The organism is Mesorhizobium sp. M5C.F.Ca.ET.164.01.1.1, from assembly GCF_004792125.1.
Taxonomy (GTDB): Bacteria; Pseudomonadota; Alphaproteobacteria; order Rhizobiales; family Rhizobiaceae; genus Mesorhizobium; species Mesorhizobium wenxiniae.
Genome location: NZ_SRTG01000003.1, coordinates 330,855 through 353,825, shown reverse-complemented (window position 1 = coordinate 353,825; position 22,971 = coordinate 330,855). Strand labels below are relative to the sequence as shown.

The following is a 22,971-nucleotide window of genomic DNA, read 5'->3' as shown; positions in this document are numbered from 1 at the left end:
GAAGCAACGATGGTCGCGGAAATCGCGCGGGTATTGCCACGATCGGATTGGACCCATGATCATTGAACTCTTCGGACCGCCTGGATCCGGCAAGAGAACCTTTGCTCACGCCCTTGCCCGGCGACTGCGGGACGAGGGGTACCACGCCAAGGTTGCCCTCAGTCACCGGCCTCGCCAGAGGGGATCGAGCGTCGATCTTGGAATCTTTCTGGCTATTTTCAGGATCATATCGGCAATATTTTCAACATTAAAAATCCTGCTTTCTCCGAGAGGCAGGATCAAGGATCTTTCAACGTCCCTTTCCATGATAAGAGTGATGCCGCCAGAAAAAAGAATATGGCGGGCCCGGCTCTGGCAGCACATCTTGAAGCTTTCGCGCCGCTGGGATGAGGCCAAGCAATCCAGAGAAGTAGTCATATTCGATCAGGGCTACGTCCAGGCGATTGCGTCGCTGGCAATGTTCAATGGAACCGCAGACAAGGTTGCGCTGGGAAAGGCACTCAGCCTGGCGCCCGCAGCTGATTTCACGCTCAGAGTTGTTGCACCACGCGCGATCGTGGAGACGCGCTTGCAGCAGCGGATGGAGCATGAAGCGCCTGCGGAGCGCATTTTTGAGGCAGATTTTGACACAAACATGCGCAGTTTTGGGGTATTTCAAAGCATAAACGACATTCTCGTCGAGTCTGACCGAAAAATTATTCCGATCCACACTCTCAACGATCAGTCCTCGTTAGAAGGCATTCAGTGTGCCGAGCGGAAGATAATCTCGAAAATTTTGCAAGCCGGCGGTGGACCTGCGGCCAAAGGCAGCCAAGGCCATGAGATACCCGACGCTGACCACGACTGTAATGATATGAAGACCGCACGAACTTCTGCGGCCTCTCTTGCCGCCGGGGATATAGTTTTGTCCCACAACAAAGACATGGGTCGGAGTCTCGGCTACGCCAGCATCTTCGCTCTTTTGATCTATATCGGTGGTGCGGGGTTGACCAGCTTGGCGCAGTTGTTGATTGCGCGCCTCGTCGGTTCCACCAGCTATGGCATCTATTCCTATGCCCTGGCCTGGACCTCCGTGCTTGGCTATCTTGCAACGCTTGGTTTCAATGTCTCCCTACTACGCTTCGTGTCCGCCTACAGGGCAAACGGGCGGCTTGACCTGGCACATGGTGTCGTCAGGTTTGCTCTGCAAAGATCGCTGGCGGCGGCGACACTGTTCGGCATGATCGGCGCCGCTCTGATCTATTTCTTTTCAGATCCTTCTCACAAGGAACTTGAAATCAGCCAGCTCCTTGGCATGGCAGCAGTGCCTTTGGTCACCGCCTCCGCGCTGGGTGCAGCACTTATTCGTGCCTTCGGCGGTGGTGTCTCAGCCCTCCTGCCGGAACGCATCGTACGCGACGGCCTGTTGTTGATGTTGCTGGGAGTCGCGGCCTTTTCAGGATCATGGACCCTCAACGCACCCCTGGTGATGCAAGCGGTGCTGACAAGTTCGGGCATCACGGTCGGACTGGTGTTCATCATGGTGACAAGGTTTCAGCCGCCCGGTTTGCGGCAGACTCAACCCAGCGACGCGTCGCAAGAGTGGTGGGCGGCGGTTCCGCCGATTATGCTCATGGCCGGGCTCGATGTTTTCATCAGTCGGGCCGGGGTTATGGTGCTGGGCTGGACAGGTCATATTCGAGACGCAGGTATCTTCGCCTTGGGACTGAATGTTGCGTTGCTTGTGAGTCTTGCCCTCGTTGCCGTCGGCGTGATGTTTTCGCCAGCAGCTGCTGCCCTTCATACCCGAGGCGATCGGAAGGGCCTGCAGCAGTTATTTTCACGAGCCGCCATACTTTCCTCTGCCGGCGCCATAGGGATGGCCATCCCGCTGGTTGTGATCGTCAAACCTCTCATGAACTGGTTCGGTGAGGATTTCAGCACAGGAGCACCCATCGCGCGGGTACTGATGCTCGGATATGTCTTTGTCGCGCTGTGCGGACCCCAGCTGAATCTCTTGACCATGACCGGAAACGAATGGGCAGCAGCAGCCGCCATGATCGTTGGCGCAGTCGCCGGTATCATAGGCTGTGCGGCAGGAATCGAGCTTTACGGTCCGCTGGGTGCTGCAGTGGGCCTGGCGCTTGCATTGGCCGTTTGGAACCTGGCGATGGCGATCTATATCAGAAAACGACTGAAGATCATGCCTGCGTTGATCTTTGCGCTAACGTCGTTCAGAACAGGTGCAGTCGACGGCCAGCACCAGCAACGGTATTGGTTCTTGCGCTGACCTGAGATTTTCGGAGCTGGATTCCAAATTCGCTCATTGGGCCGCTCCAACACTGGGCCGCTCCAGAATCGATTTTGCGAATATCAGATCACACTGACAGCGCCGCCCGACAGGTGCGCGGCCGACACCTCGGGCTCTCAGACCCGCATGAACGCTTTGTGCTGGCTGCAGCATCCGTCCCATGAAATTGTCGACCTTTGCGCTCCGTCCTCGAGCGCTGTCGCGGGTGCCGAGCCGACAGCATTGTGAAGGTCGCTGACGTTACTCACCCTTGACCCGCATGCCTATGTGAAGTCGAACATCGTGGCGTATCTCAACGTGCTTGAGGGCTGCTGGCACTTCGGCATTGATCACCTCGTTTACGCCTCGTCGAGCCCGACCATACCGTTTTCCGAGCACCATGGCGCCGCATCGCGTGTGCAATATCGGCAATGACCGGCCAGAAGAGATCAGCTGGCTGATTCAATCATCGAGACGGCTGGCCAGCGATGTACCTTTGCCGCCCCGGCGACGTTTCTGGACACTCGCGCCGGCGCACGCCGGCCCTAAGCGGCGAGGTGCACAAAGTGTGACGGCTGAAAGTCTGACAACAGCAGCTGAAGGCGCGCCGAGTCCGCCAGATCCATTCGCAGCGGGGTGAACCCCGGCTCGGCACAGAGGCGTGCAAACCCGCTTCGTTAGTGTTGGATTATAAAAGGGGTGTGAAATTGTCGACGTTCACGACCTCGATTCCGTGCCGCCCAAGCCGCAAAGCCACGTGATAGCCAAGGAAGCCTGCGGTGACGAGGATCGAACCTGCCCGGGCTAGTTCCACCGAGGAGCGGTCTGATCGCGATCAAACGGATTCCATCTTCAGCGCGCGGAAAGAGCAGACTGGTTGTGTCGATCATTGTCCAACCGGTGGTCCCCGCCGCGGACGCTGTACGCCGGCGCATCGGAGCCGGCCGTAGTTGGGCAACCTATGTTGGAACGGCTCAAATTCCGGTCGCCTGAATCCTGGTGGATGCCGACGCCCGGCGCCTGGGAACCGGACCATGGTCCCGAAAAGCGCTAACCGGCTTTCAGGAAAGATCATGGTAAAATAACAAGTTAGAGTTCCATCCCGATTCTATCGGGATGGAACATGCTCTAGGCGGCGGCCCTTACGGCAACACCGAAATGCGCCCCAGAAGAGCCACCAGTTCCGCCTGACGTCTCGTTTCGGTCTTGGCGAATAGCGAGGCAAGCTGGGAGCGGATCGTGGTGCGGCTGAGGCGCCAACTGCGGGCGATCTCCAATGGCGCATCGCCCTGAGCCAAGCGCAGCGCAAGGTGCGTTTCCGCGCTCGTCAAGCCAAACATCCTTTGCAGTGTCTGGGGATTTGGCCCCGACCTGTTCTCACGGTCCAGCAATGCCACAATGCTCGTTCCGTCAGGAGCGATAAGGCCGTTCTCTTTCAATATCACCGGCCTGTCGCTTCTGCTGCGGATCACCACCCAAGACAGTGAACCCGGCAGGAAATGGGCCGGAACATTTGCGATCAGCCGCCTTAGGGCTATCGAAAGCTCACCGGCTGTATCAGCCGCTTCGCCCTGACGCTCCAATGTGGTTTGAGCGGCTGCGTTCCATTCGATTACTTTTCTTTCGCGGTTCAGTACGAGATAACCACAGCCGATGCGATCAAGCATGCCGGTGATGGATTCCAGACTGCGTCTCCTTGGTTCGTCGACCCCTGCGTCCGGTCGATCCGATGCACGAGCTAAAGGATAAGCATATGAGGGTCGCATCATCTGCGCGTCGGGGTTATACTTGGTCCCTATTGTAATGTATCGTTTGCCCGCAACGACATCGCTGTGTCTATCGATCAGAGCCATTATTCAACCTCCCCAAGTTTCACAGCCCGAAAATAAGTTGTTCGGGGTTTACAGACAGTCTTGTATGCATAGGGCTCGCAAAAACCGGGCCCTATTACGTTGAAACTCGATATATTCTGAGGAGTTCTGACCAAGTCATGCCTCCCCCCGTCTGTTAAAATGCGCGCTGTGATAGTGGTATGGCAATCCGGCAGTCGGACTAGGTTGTACGTTTTATGCTCTAGTCTCGACGGCCTAGTTAAAAGGTTGTAGTCTACGCCCATGAACTCGCAGTCGCGCAGGTCGGATTGGAACCCATCAGGCAGACTGCTAACTCATGTGGCCTCCGCATTGGTACTGGCTGCTACACTGATATTTGAAACAAAAGCGTCAGTATATATTGGGGAAGGGTCGAGTTTTCTGGAATTTATTCCAGCTATTATAATCATTTCCTACCTTGAAGACCGTGGGCCTGCGCTTGCGGCGACAATCCTGATGGTGGCTGCCGGCCTGTGGGCACGAAGCACCCTGCAGGGTCAGATCTCCGGCGAAGATTGGGCGCGCGCCATTCTGCTTGTGGTTTCGGGCGGCGTGATTGCCATGACGTTCCATCGGCTGCGGCAGGACTTGCGTGAGCTGCTGGAAGTCGCGGAAGCCAGACTCGCTGCCGTCGAAGCAACCGAAAACCGCTACCGTTGGGCTTTCGAGCGCGCCGCCATGGGATTCGCAAACACCAACGAGAGAGGTGAGCTGCTGCAATCCAACAGACGCCTCAGTGAGATGACTGGCTACGAGGAGGAGGAGCTTGCCCAATTGCGGCTCGAGACACTCGTTCATCCGGACGACCGTGATGCCTTGGCGCAGTTGCTGGCGGGCCTGGGTAACGACGCTGCTTCGTTCGCTTCGGAGGTGCGTCTGTTAAGAAAGAACGGTTCGGCATTCTGGGCGCGGCTAACCCTGTCTTCATCCGTGCCCGACGGGGTTCTCTCAGAGAGCATCTTCGTGGTGGTCGACGATATCTCGGAACGACGAGCCGTACACGAAGCGCTTCGGGCTCAGAAGGAGTGGCTGGATCTCGCTTTGTCTGCCGGACGCCTGGCCACGTGGCGGATCGACCTTAAAGACGGGATCGTCACCGGCTCCGGCACGTTCTGGGACATTCTCGGCCTGCCCCCGGCCGCTAGCCGCCGTTTGGACGAACTGTCAGCCGTCATTCATCCGGCGGACTGGCCAAAGTTGTTAGCATCGAGAAAGCTCGCATCAGTCACGAATTACGACGTCGAGATTCGCGTCCGACGACCGGACGGACATATCCGCTGGGTTGCCCTGCGCGGAAGGGAAGAGAAATACGATGATCGTCTACAGCGGCTCGGCGTGGCCGCCGACCTGACCGAGCGACGACAAACCACGCTGCTACGCGCCGCGGCAAAGAAGCGGGAGCGCATTATGCTCGAACAACGCCACAGGTTCAGCAACCTATTCCCTGTGATCACGGCGCTGGTGAACATGGTCGATGTTCACGAGAACAATGTCGCCAGGTACAAGGAGACGCTCGTCGATCGGATTCGTGCGCTCGAAGCAACGCATCTGCTGCTTTCACGCAACGGCAATGCGTCGGGGATGCTCCACGATCTCGTTGTCCAGGAGCTGCAGCCGTATATGGGAACACGCGACATATCGGTCAGCGGTCCTTCCGTTGTGATTTCGGGCGGCGCCGCCGAAAGCTTTGCGATGATTGTTCACGAGCTTGCGACCAATTCCTTGAAACATGGAGCGCTTGGCGATTCAAAAGGCCGGATCGAGGTAAATTGGACGTTCGCGTCTAAAGACGCAGGTAGTGACATCGTGTTCGAGTGGGTGGAATCGGGGCGACGGCGGACTTCAAAAGTTGTCCGTCATGGTTTCGGTTCCATGATACTCGGAGTGGATGGGGCGCCGCTTGTCGGTTACTCGCCCAAGTTGGAAATGTCGGATCACGGGCTGCGATATTCGCTGCGGCTGTCGCGCAAGGAAATCGGGCCATAACGCATTGGCGCAAAAATCGGCCTCGTTTCTAGAAGCCATAATGCGTAGATTCAAGTTTTAGAGCGTCCCTTGCGCGCCCAACAGGCGGAGGCGCTCTAATTGATATCCCTGGTTAGCCAAGTCTTCAGCATAACGGCAGCTTCTGTCCGATTCCGTACCCCAAGCTCACGCAGAACCGCAGCGGCATGAATTTTCGTCGTCGCTTCGGCGATTTCCAGATCGCGCGCAATTTCCTTATTCGAATACCCTTCCGCCATCAGCTTGAGGACCTCCTTTTGCCTCGAGGTCAGCCTGCCAAGATTGCCAGTGGTGGTTCGTCGATGTGGGATATGCTCGGACGGAGTAGGTACGTGAGTTGCTTGTGCGGCTCCGGGGCGCGACAGAAGTGCAGGCACGTAGATGCGGCCCGAAAGGATTTCGTTGACGGCCATGACGACCTCCTCGTCTCTTTGCGACTTTACGATATAGCCGTGAAGGCCGATCGACAGCGCCGTGAGTATCTCCGAGCGTGAATCATTCCCGGAAACGATCGCAAAGCGTGTATCCGGATAAGCCGACAGAATGCCGCTGAGCACTTCCTGATTGAACAATCCCGGCATGTTCAGGTCCAGGATCGCAAGATCAACTGACGCCTGTTCCGCCAGCAGACTGAGTACGGCATCGAAACACGACGCCTCAAATATTTCCACACCTGGAATGCCTGCGGTCAGTGCCAATCGCAAGCCACGACGATACAAGCCGTGATCGTCGGCGATGACGATTCGATACATTGAACTACCCCAACGAATCCTGGAATGATTGAACGGTGAGGGCCTTAAAGTCGTGGCCAACCACTCGTCGATTCATCCAGTCAACACCTGCGATGCCCCAACACCGCAAGCGTCAGATTGCTAATATAATCCTAAATAACGGGAAACGCTCCTCTTATTTTTGAAACCCGCGAACGGAGCCGGCTGACCTGTCGAACATTCGTTCTCAGCCTCCAAGAGCCGTGTCCCAACAGCTCGCTTCGATGCCGATACCGCGCAATCGCCGGGTTGTCCTAGGTCGTTCCGGCGATTGATGGATATTAGGCTCACTGTAAGCACTCATTCGGGTTTTGTCGGTCTTGTGGCCCCAAGCTATCGGCCAAGAACTGATCGCTGAAGCGCGCTCTGAGCCTGCTCTGCGACAGGCGCCAGCCTTCGTCGATCGGCAGTGGTTATTGAATACCAGAATGTCCGAATCGCTACCATTCGAATGCACGACGACATCCCCCCCGACCGCCACATACCATCTAGCTACAATGTCCGGATCAGGGCCGGCGGGAAACCTCACCGGTCCTTTAAGAGAACAAGAACGCGGCTTTTCGGATGCTGTGGCCGTAACGATGGCGTTCAGGTCGAGTGAACATGGGAGGACCAGATGAAAGCAGTGATTCAATGTGGTGGAATGGGGACGCGCCTTCGCCCGTTCACATCGGTCTTGCCGAAACCGCTCATGCCGATCGGTGCTCGACCGGTTCTTGAGATGCTTCTGAAATGGCTGCGACGCAATGGCATCCAAGAGGTCTACATCACAACCGGGTATCTCGGCCACTTGATCCGCACAGTATGCGGAGATGGCTCGCAGTGGAACCTGAAAATTCGATACACGCAAGAAATGGAGCCGCTCGGCACCATCGGACCGCTCTCCTTGATCAGAGATGAGCTGACAGAACCATTCATAGTCCTCAACGGCGATGTCCTTACCGATCTAAGCCTCAGTCGATTTGTGGCAGCGCACCGCAAGCACACCGATCCGGTGACGATCGCGACAGCCTGCCGCCTGATCAAAATGGACTTCGGCGTCATCGACGAAGTCGACAACACCGTGCAGATCTTTCGCGAGAAGCCGACGCTTTCGCACCTGGTCAGCATGGGGATCTACTGCATGAATCCAGACGTTCTGCAGTTTATTCCATCCGGCATTCCCTTCGGGTTTGACGACCTGATGCTGCAGATGATGCAGAACGGTACAACTGTCCACGTGTACAAGCATGATGGCCTCTGGCTCGATATTGGGCGCGTCGACGATTTCCAGAATGCACAAGCAATTTCCTGGGAAGACCAGTCGGCCTCGATCGAGGTCACTGCCACGGCCGCATGACGAGATCGCCAAGCCGATCCCACAGTCCAACAGTCTAGGAGGTTATGATGCTCTTGGTCAGTGCCCCAATTTTGGGTGTGCCGGAGAAGGCAGCTTTGTCCAAGGTCATCGATAGCGGCTGGCTGACCATGGGAGAGCAGGTGAGAGCCTTTGAAGAGGCTTTTGCCCACATGCATGGTGCAGAGGATTGCGTCGCGGTCAATTCTTGTACTGCAGCGCTTCATCTCATTCTACATGCACTCGGTATCGGACCAGGCGACGAAGTGCTGGTCCCGTCAATGACCTTCGTGGCGACCGCAAACGCGGTTCTCTACGTCGGTGCCACTCCGGTCTTTGTTGATATCGAGTCGGCCGACGTGCCGCTGATGTCGATCGTGGAAGCTGAAGCGCGATGCACCGCGCGCACCAAGGCGGTCATTCTCGTGCATTTCGCCGGCTATCTCGCCAATCGGGAAGAATGGCAGAAGTTCGCTCGTGCCCGAGGGCTGCAGATCATCGAGGATGCCGCGCATGCGCCGGGCCTGACGGAGGTAGGTACATTTGGTGCCGCGGCCGCCTTCAGCTTCTATGGCAACAAGAACATGACCACGGCGGAAGGTGGGGCCGTGATTGCCCGAGATCCCAAGCTGCTTGAGACAATCCGCCAGGCTCGTGGGCACGGCATGACCACGGGGACACACCAGAGGCTGAACAGTCGCACGCCGCAGTACGATGTCACCATGCTCGGATTCAACTATCGCATGGATGAAATGCGCGCTGCAATCGGACTGGTCCAGCTGCAGAATTTGCAGGAGTGGAACGAGATCAGGCGCATTCTGGTCATGCTGTATCGACGTCTGATCGCAAAACATTGTCCGGCCGTGACAGTTCCGTTCCACGAGCCGCGGACGTCCGCCTATCATATCATGCCAGTCCTTTTGCCGCGTTACGCTGACAGGCAAGACGTCATCGATGAATTGCGCAGGCAAGGCATACAAACCACCATCCACTATCCGCCGGTGCACCAGATGACGCTCTATCGCGAGCTTTTCCCCGGCACATATTTGCCGCGGACAGAGGACTTTGCCCAGCGTGAGCTCACGGTGCCACTGCATCCCCAGATCACCGCGCCTGTCGTCGAATCAGTGGCCGCCGCTCTTGCCGCTGCAGTCCACAGTTGCGCCCAAGCAGGAACAGCAGCATGAATGCCTTGGATTTATCCATCCATCGATCTGTTGTCTCAAGCGCCGCCCATGGGATTGCGAGACGTGCAATTGATCTCGTGATCGCTACAGCAGCCGCCATAGTCTTCGCTCCGCTGATGCTGGTGATCGCCCTGGCGCTCTTACTGGAAGGCGGCCGGCCCATCTTCTTTACGCAGACCCGCGTGGGTGCCGGTGGGCGGCCGTTCCGCATGTATAAGTTTCGCAAATTCGCGGTGCGATGCGATCCCGGTGGCTTGGCGCTGACCATGGCCGGCGACAGCCGCATGACGAGAATAGGTCGGTTCCTCGCCCTCACCAAGTTCGACGAGCTCCCGCAATTGTGGAATGTCTTCAGAGGCGAGATGGCAATTGTCGGGCCGCGGCCGGAGAGCCTTGTCTTTGCCGATTGTTTCCACGGTGGCTTTGAGGCCGTTCTACAATACAAGCCGGGCTTGTTGGGTCCGGCCCAGGTTCTCTTCCGGCATGAGGCCAAATTCTATCCGCGATCCGCGGATCCGGTACTGTTCTACCGCGAGGTTCTGTTTCCTGCCAAGGCCAGGATCGACCTCTCCTACTATCCGCAGCGGACGATCGCCGCTGACATCATCTGGATGATGCGCGGCTTTCTGGCGGTTCTCGGCTTGGTCTCGCGGCCGCCGGTCGGCCTGGTCTCGCCGCCACCAATCGGCATGTGAGAACATGCTTGGCATGGCCACGCTCTGGTGAATTCGCAAGTCAGCGCTTTACGTCACAGGGGGAACGCTTAGTCATGAACTACAGGGGTAGGAAAGTTCTGGTTACGGGTGCCGATGGGTTCATCGGGTCGCATCTCACCGAAGCGCTCGTCCGTAGTGGGGCGGATGTCACGGCGCTCGCCCTCTACAATTCCTTCGACAGTCATGGTTGGCTGGATGATTTGCCGGACACCATTCGAAGCCAGCTGAACCTCGTCCGCGGCGACGTTCGCGACAGCGCGTTCCTGAGCCGGATCATGCGTGGCCAGGCCGTTGTATTTCATCTCGCCGCACTCATCGCGATTCCATACTCATACGCTGCCGCCCAATCCTATGTGGAGACCAACATCCTGGGCACAGTGAATGTCCTCGAAGCGGCGCGGCAATGGGAGACAGAGCGTGTGGTGCACACCTCGACCAGCGAGGTCTATGGCACTGCACAGACCATGCCTATCAGCGAATCCCATCCGCTGCAGGGCCAGTCACCCTATTCGGCATCCAAGATCGGCGCGGACATGATGGCAGAGTCCTACGCCAGGTCGTTCGACGTCCCCGTCGTGATTATGCGACCGTTCAATACCTACGGCCCACGTCAGAGTGAGCGGGCCATCGTGCCGACCATCATAAGGCAGGCTCTCGACAAAAATTGCCCGGCGATCATGGTCGGGGACACAAGTCCGGTCCGCGACCTTACTTTTGTGGAAGACACTGCGGCGGCGTTCCTGACCGCAGGTTCGGCCGAGCTCGAATTCGGCCATGCCTACAATGCCGGAAGCCAGCGCGCTGTGACGGTCTCGGACGTATTGGATCTGGTGCTCGAGTTGAGCGGCTCCAAAAAACCGGTTCACCGCGACGAACGCCGTCTGCGGCCGCAGAATTCCGAAGTCCGTGCCTTGCTGGCCGATTCTTCGCAACTCGAGACGAAGACCGGATGGCGGGCGCAGACCAGCCTGCGGGAAGGATTGGAGCGAACCATCGGATGGTGGCAGGCGCGCCTCAGCGCAGGCCGCGTACGCCGCGAAATGGGTTATATGACATGACCTTCTACCCGCGTGCATCGGCTCTGCTGCTGATTGCCGTTGCCATGTCGTTGGGTCTGCCCGCGGCCGGAAGCCGGCAAAGCAGCGAGCAGACACAATTTGTCGCGCCGGTGATGATGGATCTGCCCGACTATCTGCGCCCAGTGACGGATCCGGCGTTTGGGACAATCTTTACGCGCATTACCAAGCCGGGAGTGCTTGGCAATGGGGTCGCATGCGGGAACAAATATTGCAGCCACCGTTATTCGAGTGCCCAAGCCTGGAATTCAGACCAGAGCCTTCTCGTCATTACCAACGGCTGTAGCGGCGGCATGTGCTTTTTCGACGGGCACACATATGCTCCGCTGTTCCGCCGCGCTCGATCGACTGAATGCGAATGGCACCCTCAAAATGCCGATCTGATGATCTGCGTTCAGGGTCGGCAAGTGTCGACCTGGGCGCCACGGACCAATCGCGAAGATGTCCTGTTTGTTTCGACTGAATATCACGATTTCCATTTCGGGCCGGGCAAGGGAAATCCAAGCCGTGACGGTGACCGCATAGCCGTGCGCGCAGTGCGTAAGGATGGCGATGCGGTGGTCTTTGCTTACGATCTCAAGCAACGGCGGAAATTCCCGGACATCGATCTTGAGCATATTGGCGGAACCAACGGCACCTGCTCGATTTCTCCGCTCGGAACCAACATTCTATGCCTTCAGGAGATAACAAGCGGCATCGAACAGGGCTTCATTTTTAGTGTCGAGGGCACTTTGCTCCAGAGGTGGATGGAACATCACCGGCCCGGGCATGGCGATATGACAGTCGATGACGACGGCAGCGAAGTCTATGTCGGTATCAGCAAGTCCGATCCGGACAAGTATCAGGTGATCAAGCGAAGGCTGTCCGACGGCAGGGTCACCCCACTTATAAAATACGGCGAAGCCATGCATGCATCCCTGCGTGCGCTGGATAGGCCTGGTTGGGTGTTCCTGACCTATGGCGGCGATCCGGATGAGATATCGGCACACCCGGACTGGGCGCCATATGCACAGGAAGTGATCGCGCTGCGCATCGACGGCAGCGGGGACGTCCGACGCATCGCACAAACGAGAAGCACTCAGTTAGACTATCGAAGCGAGAGTCATGCCTCACCGTCCCCTGACGGCTCGCAGGTAATCTGGTCGAGCAACTGGGGTGTGCCCGGCGGGCCAGTCTACGACTTCGTCTCCCGTGTCGATTGGCCGGAAGAGTCGACGTTGAACCGGAAGGAGATTGTCACCAATGGTCTTCACTAATCGTATCTTTCTTGCCGCGCTTGGTATGCTGGCTGCCGTGGGTATGGCCGCCGCAGCGGAGACGCGGGTCGCGTATCGAATTTCCGCCGGCGATACCGTCGAGATAGGAATTGCCTCCATCCCGGAACGAACGCAACGGGTCATGGTTCAAATGGACGGCACGATAGCGCTTCCCGAAGTCGGCATGGTTTCGGTCGGCGGCCTCACTCCGGCCGAATTGCAGACACGCATGGAGACGATCTTGACTACCAAGATATTTCACCAGCGTCTGCCCGATGGGCGGGAGCAAATGATCGTCGTCAAGCCGAGCGACGTCACCGCCGTGATCGCAGAGTATCGCCCGATCTACGTGACTGGCGACGTGCTCACTCCCGGACAGCAGGCTTACCGACCGCTCATGACCGTGCGGCAGGCGATCGCCGTGTCTGGCGGTTTCAGCCTTCTGCGGGCAAGGGCAAACCAGGTTGGCCCAGATCCGGTGGATCTGCGGCGCGACTATGAATCGGCCTGGGGGGAGTACACCAGAGACTATTTTCATAGCGCCCGCCTGCGCGCCGAACTTCAGAACCAGGCGAATTTCGACATGAAGCCACCACAAGGGTCACCCTTGTCGGCCGCTTTCGTGTCGGCAATCGCCCAGGCTGAAGCAGAAGGGCTCAAGATTTCCCTGGACAACTTCCAGCAGGAGCAAAGCTACCTTGAACAAAGTGCCAAGGCTGCTGCGGCGCAAATCGAGGTCCTGCTCAAGCGCGAGAAGGCCGAAGCCGAGGCAGTGAAAGCGGACGAGGAAGACCTGGCACGAATAACGAAAGTGCATAAAGCAGGCAATCTGACCAACGACAGACTTGCCGATGTCCGGCGTGGTGTGATTCTCTCTTCCAGCCGGGCGCTCGAAACGTCGGTTGAGCTCATGAGAACACGACGCCAGCAGGATGATTTTCTCAGGCAGCGCGAGCGCAATGACAACCTGAGAAGGATGGCTCTATTGACTGAGCTGAAGGACACCAACGTGCGTCTTGCCGACATCACCGCAAGACTTCGCGCCGCCAGCCAGAAGTTGCAGCCCACGGGGGCGTCCGCCCAGCCACTGCCAGTTGCCGGCGAAACCATCCAGGCTCAGGTCACGATCATCCGCAAGGTGGGTGAGGAATGGCGCAAACAGCCGGCCGGAGAAGACACCGAGGTCTCACCGGGTGACACGATAGAGGTAAGGTTCAGCAGCGGTCTCGAGAACGCCGCGGTCCGATAGACTGCTTTACCTTGTTCTGTCGCGATTGCCGATTGCGTTACTGCCTGAAAGCTCTGGAAACCTGGTCGGTAAAGGGTTTCAGCAAGTAGGACCATACATTGCGCTCGTCAGTGCGTATGTGAACTTCGGCGGGCATGCCGGGTTTGAGTATTTTCGCTCCCGTCAGACAGGTCGTGGTATTTTCGACATTGATGCGTGCCGAGAAGTACGAAAGCTGACGTTGCTGATCTTTAATCAGATCTGCGGAGATGCGGTTGACCGAGCCTTGACAAACAGGTGTCGTCCCTGCGTCGAAAGCCGGAAAGCGGATTGAAACCCGCTGTCCAGGACGCACATCATCGATACGCTCTGGAGAAACGAGCGCATCCACGACTAGGTTGTCGGTATCGGGCACAATCATCATGAGCACTTCTCCGGGGGCAATCACGCCTCCGATGGTGTGGATCGAGGATTCTTGTACCGTTCCCGACTGTGGGGCGCGGATATCTGTCCTGGCGAGTTCGTCTTCCGCCACGACCTTGCGCTCATTGAGTTCGGTCTGCTTGGCTTCCGTTTCACGAAGTTCGCTCGTTACCTCGCTTCGCATTTGCTCGTCGAGTTGAAGCACCTGCAGGTCAGTTTCACTGATGCGCGCTTGGACCTCCGCGATTGCTGCGACAAGGCGTCCTGACTCGCCGCGAGTCCGGCTCTTCTCCAAGCTGATAGTGCTCAGCCTCTCTTTAGAGACCAATTTCTTTGAGTAGAGAGACTCGACGTCAGCAAGGTTCAGCGTCAGCAGATCGAGTGACTCATCCATCGCCGCCTGCTGCGCTTTGAGGCCATCGATCTGACGTTCCAATTGCTTCGAGCGGCTTTGCAACTGTGCCTTCTGGCCAGCTAGCGCCGCGGCACGGCTTTCGAACACGGCGCGTTCGCCACGGACAAGTGCCGCCAGTTGCGGGTCGCCCATCCGGGCCCGAATGGTGGGTGGAAGTTGCATTTCCGGCAGGCCCTGTCGCTCGGCCTCCAGCCGCGCCAGACGAATGGTGGCGCGGTCGAGATCCTCGCTTACTATCTGCAGGTTTGCTCGTGTCAACGTGTCGTTCAGCCTGACCAACACATCGCCGGCACGCACATGGTCCCCGTCCTGGGCGAAGATGCCGCCGACGGTGCCGCCGGTCTGATGCTGGACTTTCTTTATGTTGCTTTCGACCACCACGGTGGCGGGCGCAATCACCGCGCCGGCAATCTTGGTCAACCCCAGCCAGAGTCCTCCGCCGAGGATCAACAGCAAGGTGGTCGCCAGGCCCAGGATCAGATTGGCCCTGATGCCATCCGGCTCTTCGATTGGATTCGTCCCGATCCCTCGGCTTGCGCCAGCGACCCGAGCAAATGATGACAGGGTCACGGAGCAAGACCTCAAGAAACGCAGCAACACCTCACGCATGGCCGCTTGCACCTTGCTGCAGCGGGACGACACTATTTTGCCGCGGGAAGGGCCGGACCACATTTGCCAGAACGTCTTCGCGCAAGCCAAATGAATGGAGCATGCCATTCGACAAGACGAGCACCTGATCGATGTTGACAAGAGCTGACGGACGATGCGCAACAACAATCGCGATGCCGCCACGCTCGCGCACCGAGAGGATTGCCCCGGCCAAGGCAACATCGCCGTCGGCATCCAGATTGGAATTTGGTTCGTCGAGAACGACAAGGAATGGATCACCATAAAGCGCTCTGGCGAGCCCGACGAGTTGCCTCTGCCCAGCCGACAGGGCCGCTCCGCCTTCACCGATGCGCGTTTGGAAACCTTCCGGCAGACGCATGATCATCTTGTCCACGCCCGCAGCCTTGGCGGCTGCCAGCACGCCTTTTGCGTCACTCTTGCCGCCGAACCTTGAGATGTTGTCTGCGATCGTTCCGTCGAACAGTTCAACGTCCTGCGGCAGGTAGCCAATATGGGTGCCGAGCAGTTCCGAATTCCACTGATCGAGCGAGGCGCCGTCCAACCTTACCGTTCCACGAAGCGGCTTCCATGCCCCGACCAAAGCACGCACGAGCGTCGTTTTGCCAGAGCCGCTCGGGCCGACGATCGCCAACCCCGCGCCCCTCGACAGGCGAAAGCTTACATTGACGAGCGTTGGTCTCTGCAGACTTGGTGGCGCGACCGTCAGTTCCTCGACCGCAAGCTGTGTCTGTGGGCGCGGCAGCTCCATAGGGTCTTTCTGGCTACCGAAAGCATCCAACGCTGCCGCCAGATCGGTATAGCTTCGCCGGGTGGCCAGAAATCCTCTCCAGTTTGCGATTGCCACATCGACCGGCGCCAATGAGCGGCCCAGCAATATGGACGATGCGATGATCACGCCGGGCGAAGCCTCGCCGCCGATCACAAGGTAGGCACCAAGCCCCAGTACCGAGGACTGCAGGGCCATTCGAAGTGTCTTCGACAATGAACTCGCTGCGCCGACGACATCGGAGAGCTGTTCCTGGTTCTTGAGGTAAAGATGGCTGATCTCATTCCAGCGCCGACCGAGCTGAGCGGAAAGGCCCATCGCCTGGACAACCTCCGCATTGCGGCGGCCGGAATCGGCAAGAAGCCGCTGTGCCACGAGCGTCTCAGACGCACGCGCGGCGGGTTTGCGGGCAACGACTTCCGCGACTACCGTCAAAAGTACGACGGCAGCCGCGCCGAGGGTTGCCAACACACCAAGCGAAGGGTGCAGCAGATAGATGACCACCATATAAAAAGGAATCCAGGGAGCGTCGAAGACGACCGTCGGTCCCAGTCCGGAAAGAAAGCCGCGCAACTGGTCCAGATCGCGAAGCGGCTGCACCCGGTTCGCATCCTGCCCAGCAGTAAGCGGCAGGGAAAGCGAGGCAGCGAACGCCTTTTGCTGCAGATCTCTGTGCAGGCGGCTGCCGATGCGGACCAACAGGCGAAGCCTGACGAAATCGAGGAGGCCATAGACAGCGTAGAGGCCAAGCATCCCGATCGTAAATCCGATGAGAGTCGGAATGCTCTGGGAAGGCAGCACGCGATCGTAGATCTGGAGCATATAGACGGAGCCGGTCAGGGCGAGAACGTTTATCACTGCCGAGAAAACGCCGACGCCAACCAGTCCATGCATTGAGCCGAACAGAGCGGAGCGTAGATCGGGCGAGCGCCCTTGCGTTGACTTCATGATCTGCGATCTTTCGTGCGAAATTGCCGCGCGAACGTGTTGGTCATGTCGATGATGGGTAAACCCTCTTGCCTTGCGGGAAGCGGCTGCTTTCCGTTAGCTACTGAAACATTACGCTTTGCTTACGTATGTGCCTTTTGATTAAAATGTAGCAAAATCGTGACGCAGGACCGAGAATTCGGGAATTGGCTTTGCAAGGCTGGGGATAACAGGGCTGGGAACCCGGATATTTCCAATGATGAGACAATATTCCCAATCATGCGACAGATGAGAGGCTCATGATCACCTTTTGTTGCATCATGTCTTCAAACCTTAGGGCGGCGAGTGTTTTTCGATTTGCCAATCGCGAATTCAATGAATTTGAGATACACTTAATTGGGACGGAATTGTCGGACAATGGCACCGGCAATGTCAGGAAGGCGGGTCTGTCATGAGCGAAGAGATCAGTGTCGCCGAAGCCTACAGCAAAGGCCGCACCGTCTTCATGGGGCTGGAGTTGCTCATCGCGCCCGGTGCGCTCGTTCCCCGGCCGGAGACGGAGTTGCTTGGCACGACCGCTCTCGATGTTCTGAGTCAGATGAACCTGCCGGCGCCATGCGTCGTCGATATGTGCTGCGGGGCCGGCAATCTGGCGTGCGCCATCGCGCACTACGCTCCCACCGCGCGTGTCTGGGCGAGCGATCTTACCGATGGATGCGTCCAAGTCGCGCGCCGCAACGTCGCCCATCACGGCATGGCGGATCGCGTGTGCGTGCTTCAGGGCGACTTGTTCAGTGCTTTCTCGGGCTTGGAGCTTGATGGTACGATGGACGTGATCGTCTGCAATCCGCCCTACATTTCGGAAAAGCGGCTTGAGGGCGACCGCGCGCATCTGACGGAGCTCGAGCCGCGTGAAGCGTTTGCGGCCGGCCCCTACGGCCTGAGCATCCATATGCGGGTGATCAAGGACGCGCCGCGCTACTTGCGGCGCGGAGGCATCCTGCTCTTCGAGGTCGGCCTCGGCCAGGACCGGCAGGTGATCAGTCTGCTCGAGCGTTCCAAGGCTTACGAGAACATCCGCGCGGTCACGAACGAAGCCGGCGAGGGCAGGGTGGTTGTGGGACATACCACGTCACAAGCGTGAGCCGTGCCGCGACTGCGGCAGGCTCGGTGGCGATGTCGGCGGCGTAAAACATCGCTAGGCAGATGTCGGCAATCAGTTTTGCTTGCGGAGAACATATTGCGCAATTCCTTGGATAGAATCGAGGTTCTCCGGCAGGAGCTCGCTGTCTTCCACGGTGATGCCGAAGGTCTCCTCGATAAAGCCGATAACCTCGAGTACCCCTGTCGAGTCGACGATGCCTTGGTCGAGAAGGGACGTGTTGCTCTCCAGAGAATCTGCGTCGGCTATGTAGAAATTCGACGCCAGGAAAGCGCGAATCTGGTCCTTGCAGGTCTCGGCTCTATCCTTGGTAGACAACATTGAATCCTCCTCCGATACAAAAGATGAATGCTGATCAATTTCATCCAGAAACCGCCTCACGACAGGGCCGTTTTTTTGAGTTTGCCCGTGTCTGTCATCGGCAGGCTGGGTACGATTACGATGGACTTCGGAACCATGAAATTTTCCAATCGTCTCTGGCATTCTTTCTGCAACTGCCTTTCGCCGACGATTCTTCCTTGCTCGATCACGACGAAGGCTTTCACAGCTTGTCCGAGCAACTCGTCCGGAACGCCGATGACCGCGGCTTCCCGCACACCCGGAATATCCAGCAGCGCGTTTTCCACCTCCTTCGGCGCTATCTTCTCTCCTCGCGATTTTATGATCTCATCGCCGCGCCCGATGAAGTAGAGGTAGCCTTCCGCGTCCATCCGGCAGTAGTCGCCGGTGTACAAGACCTGCTCGCCCGGCAGCGGGCCGGGTTTGAGTTTTCTGGCCGTGGCTTCCGGCTTGCCCCAATAGCCCTTCATCACCGTCGCCCCGCGGATGACGAGTTGGCCAACGACATCAGGACCGACCGGCTTGTCATGCTCGTCGACAATCCACATTTCCGTGTTCGGGATGGCGACCCCGACGCTCAATGGCTTTCGCTCAAGGTCTTCCGGCGGCAGATAGGTGCAGCGCTTGCATTCGGTGAGGCCATACATTGAATAGATGCGCGCATCCGGAAACAGGTCCTGCAGCATGAGAATGTGCTTGAGCGGCAGGGCAGCCGCAGTGTTCGTGACGTAGCGAATGCTCGAAAAATCATGGTCTTTCAGCGACTTGAGATCCGAGAGTGCGGCGAAGATGGTCGGCACGCCGGGAAAACCTGTTACCCTCTCCTCCTTGATCAACCCGAGGATCTGCGCCGGGAAAGCGAACGAGCGTTCAAGCACCAGCCGAGCGCCAGTGCGAAACGCCATGATCATCTGGTACAGGCCGTAGTCGAAGGCGAGAGGCAAAACGTTGAGGATCACCTCGTCTTCGCACAGCTTCAGATATGAAGCGATCGACGTGCACGCGGCAGTCATGTTCCTGTGCGTCAGCATCACGCCCTTGGGTTCGCCTGTCGATCCAGATGTGTAGATGATGGCAGCGAGATCGATATCGATGCAGCGGCGCGCCGGTGGTACGCTGCCATCGGCGGCGACCACGCTGTCCCAGCGCACGGCGTGCGGCAATCCTGCCAGCTCGGTGTCGATAATCGGCCCGGAGACGATCACCCGGCGCAATGACGGGCAGTTGCGTGCCGGCTCGCTAAAGATCGAGTGCAGGTGCCTGTCCGTGATCAGTGCCGTCGGTCGGCAATCGTTAAGCAGGTAATCAAGCTTGTCGCTCTTGGTGAGCGGATTGACGATGCACACCACGGCATTCGCCTTGAGCACCGCCCAGAAGGCGACGACCGTCTCGACAGTGTTGTCGGCGAAGATCATCACGCGATCGCCGCGTGCAACCCCAGCCGAGGCCAGATGTTGCGCGATGGCGTTCGAGCGCGCTTCGAGCTCGCCATAGGTGACACGTTGCCCGCCGCACACCAGCGCCACCTTGTCACAGACCCGGCTGGCGGCGTGGGTGAGGTAGTCATGCAGCAGTGGTACGGCGCCATGCATCATGCCAGCACCTCTTCGCGATGCTCGCGGTCGACGTCGACGCTGAGCTCGCCTAGGCGGACCCCCCCGGGACGGCTTGCGACAAACTGCTGGTGAAGGAGCTGGGTCGACAGCACGCCGACCAGCGCCATGTTGTCGGAGTTGGACAGATCGCCATCGCTCGCTCTGTCCCGACACTTGTCCAGCAGACGCGTGACCGACTTCGGATCGAAAACGTTTGCCTCGCGCAGCGCCGTCTCCGAAAGCGCTTCGCGGACATAGGCCGGAGCATCGTCGGCAACGAAGCAGAGCGCGTTGGGCGCTCGGTACGGCTGCTTCTTGCGGGCCACGATTTCCGACGGCACGATCGGTTCCGCCACGCGCTTCAACACGTGCTTTTCGTCGAGGACGCGCAGCTTGTAGGCAGCCGGAAGCGAATTCGCGAGCGTCACGAGTTCATCGTCCAGGAACGGGAAGCGCCCCTCGACGGAGTGGGCCATGAGCATCCTGTCGCCTTGCGAAGAAAGCAGGTATCCAGACATCAGCGTCTGGATCTCGATATACTGGTCCTGCGCGAGCGAGCCCCATCGCGAAAACTCCGCGGGCAGGCGGGCGATCAGCTCGGGCACGGCATTGCGGCGCTCGGACTCGGCGCGCATGTCGGCGGAGAACAATCGCTTGATGGCGCTGGTGGTGCGCCAGCGTGTGTCATGCGCAAAGCCGGGCGTGTCATAGGCCTGGATATCGCGCCCGAAGAACTGGCGCGCCATTGCTTGCTGATGCACCGGTGAGCGGCTGAGATAGGGATACAGGCGCTCCAGCAGCCGTGAGCGTCCTGTCGATGCGGGCTGGCGTCCCCAAAAGCGGCGAACTTTGCCTTCGCGGAACAGGTCATAGCCAGCGAACATTTCGTCAGCTCCTTCGCCGGTCAGCACGACCTTGATGCCGTGTTCTCGCACCAGCCTAGAGAGCAGGAACAGCGGCGCAGGCGCGGTCCTCAGGATTGGACGCTCTGTGTGGTAGATCACCTCGGGAAAGATCTCGGCGATGTCGCTGCGCGAAACCACCACCTCATGGTGCTCGCTCCCGGTCGCGCCGGCGACCAGGCGCTGGAAACGGGTCTCGTCATACTCGGCGTCGGCAAAACGCAGGGAGAAGGTCTGGAACCGCTCGCCCGCGTAGCGCCTTCCCAGCGTGGCGACTAGCGAGCTGTCGAGCCCGCCCGACAGATAGCAGCCGACCGGCACGTCGGCCTGCACGATCCTGAGCGCCGTCGCAGACTCCAGGGCGCCGCGCACCTCGTCCACCGCGTCGTCGAGCGAGCCGGTGAATTCTCCACGGCGGGGATCGGAAATTTCGGGATAGCAAGGCTTCCAGAAGGCCCGCTCGCGAACGGTGCCACTTTCGTAAATGCGGACGTGCCCCGGGGTGAGTTCGCTGATCCCCTGAAATACGCCTTGCGGCGGGACGACTGTCCAGAGCGTGAAAGTCTGATCGATGCCGGCTGGATCGAAGGAACGGGGTATATTCATGTCGGCCGCGAAAATGGCTTTCACTTCGCTGGCAAAGTAAAGGCGCCCCCCATGCTCGCAGAAATGCAAGGGGCAGATGCCAAACCGATCGCGCGATAACACGAGACGACCCGCGACCGAGTCCCAGATTGCGACCGCCCATTGCCCGTTCATCCGCTCGAAGGCAGCCTCGCCCCACGCACGATAGGCATGGACGATGACCTCTGTGTCGCTATGGGTGCGGAAGCGGTGGCCGAGGGCGATCAACTTTTCACGCAGCTCGAGGTAGTTGAAGATCTCGCCGTTGAAGACGATCCACGTCGTGTCGCCCGCGTCCGCGAGTGGCTGCTGGCCGTTGGAGAGATCGACGACTGACAGGCGGGCATGCGCCAATCCCGCGCGTTTGTCACGGTAAAGGCCGCGCTCGTCAGGGCCGCGATGCGCGAGTGCGCCCACCATGTGCATCAATGCCTCGCGCGAAGGAGGCGCCGCGTAGGCGCTTAGCGATATGATTCCGGCGATGCCGCACATCCGGTCAGCCCTCGCCCATGGCAGTAGTCGTCAAAGGCCGTGCGTGAAGGTAGCGTGCGGCACGCCGTTTGCTGTCGATGTCCTTGAAGACTTTCTGAACCTGGGCCGTGGTGAGGCCGGCAGCTGCGGCGACCTCGTCGGCAGAAATTCCGTGGTTCAAGCCGTAGAGGCACAGATCCATCAGATGATAAGGCAGCGCGAAGTAGAATTCCTCCTGACTCTGGGCCATGGAGAAAGTATCCGTGGTCGGCGGCCGCCGCCGGACCTCTTCATCCACCCCAAGGTATTCAGCCAGCTGGTAAACCTGGGTCTTGTAGAGGTGGACGATTGGCATCAGATCGGCAATTCCGTCGCCCTGCTTGACGAAAAAGCCTTGGTCATGCTCCAGGCGGTTTGGCGTACCTGCAACGGCATAGTTGAGGCGGTCCGCATGGTAGTACTCTGTCATCTTGCGCAGGCGCTGCTTGTAGTTGGTTGCAGCAACGATCTGCAGATAGGCTGCCGGCGACAGACGCACCGTATCGGTCTTGCCCTCGGGATCCTGAACCGTGAGGCGTGTGATGTTGAGACCGTTGCTCTCGAGAACCGATGCGAGCACGAGCTTGCATTTCCAGCCGTCGCCATACTGGGGAACGACCGTCTGGATCGCTTCGATCTGTCGGCGATAGGCGCCGACGGCCTCAAGTGCAGGTGCTAGGTCTTCCAGGGCCGTATCGATGCCAAGCTGGGCTGCGACGCTGCGGCCAAGCCTTAGCGAATCGCCGGAGGAATGGCGCTCCGGCATGAATATCCCCAAGACCTTGTCTTTCCCGAACGCGCGTGCGCACAACGATGCGACAACGGAACTGTCGACACCCCCGGAGAGGCCGACAACCACGCCACGACGCCGCAGCGTGCCAAAAACCTGCTCGCGCAGGATCTGAACGATGCGATCGACCTCCGCGCGAGCATCGAGCACCAGCGTGCCCATGCTGAATTGTGAG

The 22,971-nt window shown here is 58.7% G+C and carries 17 protein-coding genes and 1 pseudogene; 10 read left to right on the top strand and 8 right to left on the bottom strand.

What is annotated here, in order from left to right; translation table 11 throughout:
• Nucleotides 1-55 precede the first annotated feature (55 nt).
• Together EN807_RS22660 and EN807_RS36730 are read left to right on the top strand one after the other, a co-directional pair.
• Nucleotides 56-2,269, top strand: coding sequence for a lipopolysaccharide biosynthesis protein (locus EN807_RS22660; RefSeq protein WP_135936727.1), 2,214 nt, complete (start codon nucleotides 56-58; stop codon nucleotides 2,267-2,269).
• Between the two features lie 273 nt (nucleotides 2,270-2,542).
• Nucleotides 2,543-2,677, top strand: a pseudogene (locus EN807_RS36730) (UDP-glucuronate 5-epimerase); the annotation flags it as partial.
• Between the two features lie 734 nt (nucleotides 2,678-3,411).
• Here the strand turns inward: EN807_RS36730 and EN807_RS22645 are convergent.
• Nucleotides 3,412-4,122 (bottom strand): helix-turn-helix transcriptional regulator, encoded by a 711-nt coding sequence (locus tag EN807_RS22645; RefSeq protein WP_127315021.1) that lies wholly within the window; start codon nucleotides 4,120-4,122, stop codon nucleotides 3,412-3,414.
• Between the two features lie 330 nt (nucleotides 4,123-4,452).
• On the opposite strand from EN807_RS22645, the gene EN807_RS22640 reads away from it, so the two are divergent.
• Complete coding sequence (locus EN807_RS22640; RefSeq protein ID WP_348640260.1) at nucleotides 4,453-6,126, top strand: PAS domain S-box protein; 1,674 nt, start codon at nucleotides 4,453-4,455, stop codon at nucleotides 6,124-6,126.
• A 95-nt stretch (nucleotides 6,127-6,221) separates the two neighbouring features.
• Here EN807_RS22640 and EN807_RS22635 read toward each other — a convergent pair whose 3' ends face one another.
• Nucleotides 6,222-6,896, bottom strand: a complete 675-nt coding sequence (locus EN807_RS22635; protein ID WP_127208686.1) for a response regulator transcription factor — start codon at nucleotides 6,894-6,896, stop codon at nucleotides 6,222-6,224.
• Between the two features lie 634 nt (nucleotides 6,897-7,530).
• Here EN807_RS22635 and EN807_RS22630 point away from each other — a divergent pair.
• From EN807_RS22630 to EN807_RS22605, 6 genes are all read left to right on the top strand, one after another.
• The gene (locus EN807_RS22630) at nucleotides 7,531-8,253 is read left to right on the top strand and encodes a sugar phosphate nucleotidyltransferase (protein ID WP_029352700.1); all 723 of its coding nucleotides are present in this window, start codon (nucleotides 7,531-7,533) and stop codon (nucleotides 8,251-8,253) included.
• 47 nt (nucleotides 8,254-8,300) lie between these two features.
• The gene (locus EN807_RS22625; protein WP_135936751.1) at nucleotides 8,301-9,437 is read left to right on the top strand and encodes a DegT/DnrJ/EryC1/StrS family aminotransferase; all 1,137 of its coding nucleotides are present in this window, start codon (nucleotides 8,301-8,303) and stop codon (nucleotides 9,435-9,437) included.
• Complete coding sequence (locus tag EN807_RS22620) at nucleotides 9,434-10,132, top strand: sugar transferase (protein WP_127315023.1); 699 nt, start codon at nucleotides 9,434-9,436, stop codon at nucleotides 10,130-10,132. The genes EN807_RS22625 and EN807_RS22620 overlap by 4 nt, the downstream gene beginning before the upstream one ends.
• A 74-nt stretch (nucleotides 10,133-10,206) precedes the next feature.
• Nucleotides 10,207-11,211, top strand: a complete 1,005-nt coding sequence (locus tag EN807_RS22615) for an SDR family NAD(P)-dependent oxidoreductase (RefSeq protein ID WP_135936725.1) — start codon at nucleotides 10,207-10,209, stop codon at nucleotides 11,209-11,211.
• Entirely contained in the window at nucleotides 11,208-12,485 is a 1,278-nt protein-coding gene (locus EN807_RS22610) for a hypothetical protein (protein WP_135936724.1), read from the top strand. The genes EN807_RS22615 and EN807_RS22610 overlap by 4 nt, the downstream gene beginning before the upstream one ends.
• Nucleotides 12,472-13,734 carry a polysaccharide biosynthesis/export family protein gene (locus EN807_RS22605; protein WP_135936723.1) on the top strand — a complete coding sequence of 421 codons (1,263 nt, stop codon included), beginning with the start codon at nucleotides 12,472-12,474 and terminating at the stop codon, nucleotides 13,732-13,734. The genes EN807_RS22610 and EN807_RS22605 overlap by 14 nt, the downstream gene beginning before the upstream one ends.
• Nucleotides 13,735-13,771: 37 nt before the next feature.
• On the opposite strand, the gene EN807_RS22600 is transcribed toward EN807_RS22605, so the two are convergent.
• Complete coding sequence (locus EN807_RS22600) at nucleotides 13,772-15,160, bottom strand: HlyD family type I secretion periplasmic adaptor subunit (protein ID WP_135936722.1); 1,389 nt, start codon at nucleotides 15,158-15,160, stop codon at nucleotides 13,772-13,774.
• Entirely contained in the window at nucleotides 15,153-16,895 is a 1,743-nt protein-coding gene (locus EN807_RS22595; RefSeq protein ID WP_189522547.1) for a type I secretion system permease/ATPase, read from the bottom strand. The genes EN807_RS22600 and EN807_RS22595 overlap by 8 nt, the downstream gene beginning before the upstream one ends.
• Before the next feature lie 430 nt (nucleotides 16,896-17,325).
• Here EN807_RS22595 and EN807_RS22590 point away from each other — a divergent pair, with 430 nt between their 5' ends.
• Nucleotides 17,326-18,018, top strand: coding sequence for a class I SAM-dependent methyltransferase (locus EN807_RS22590; RefSeq protein ID WP_135936720.1), 693 nt, complete (start codon nucleotides 17,326-17,328; stop codon nucleotides 18,016-18,018).
• Between the two features lie 72 nt (nucleotides 18,019-18,090).
• Here EN807_RS22590 and EN807_RS22585 read toward each other — a convergent pair whose 3' ends face one another.
• From EN807_RS22585 to nadE, 4 genes are read right to left on the bottom strand one after another with little or no spacing between them, the layout of a single operon-like run.
• Entirely contained in the window at nucleotides 18,091-18,357 is a 267-nt protein-coding gene (locus EN807_RS22585; RefSeq protein ID WP_127315029.1) for an acyl carrier protein, read from the bottom strand.
• Nucleotides 18,358-18,413: 56 nt separating this feature from the next.
• Nucleotides 18,414-19,970 (bottom strand): class I adenylate-forming enzyme family protein, encoded by a 1,557-nt coding sequence (locus tag EN807_RS22580; protein WP_189522546.1) that lies wholly within the window; start codon nucleotides 19,968-19,970, stop codon nucleotides 18,414-18,416.
• Nucleotides 19,967-21,988: an asparagine synthase (glutamine-hydrolyzing) gene (gene asnB, locus EN807_RS22575; protein ID WP_135936719.1), complete on the bottom strand. Its 2,022-nt coding sequence runs from the start codon at nucleotides 21,986-21,988 to the stop codon at nucleotides 19,967-19,969. The genes EN807_RS22580 and asnB overlap by 4 nt, the downstream gene beginning before the upstream one ends.
• Nucleotides 21,989-21,992: 4 nt before the next feature.
• Entirely contained in the window at nucleotides 21,993-22,958 is a 966-nt protein-coding gene (gene nadE, locus EN807_RS22570) for an NAD(+) synthase (protein ID WP_135936749.1), read from the bottom strand.
• Nucleotides 22,959-22,971 lie beyond the last annotated feature (13 nt).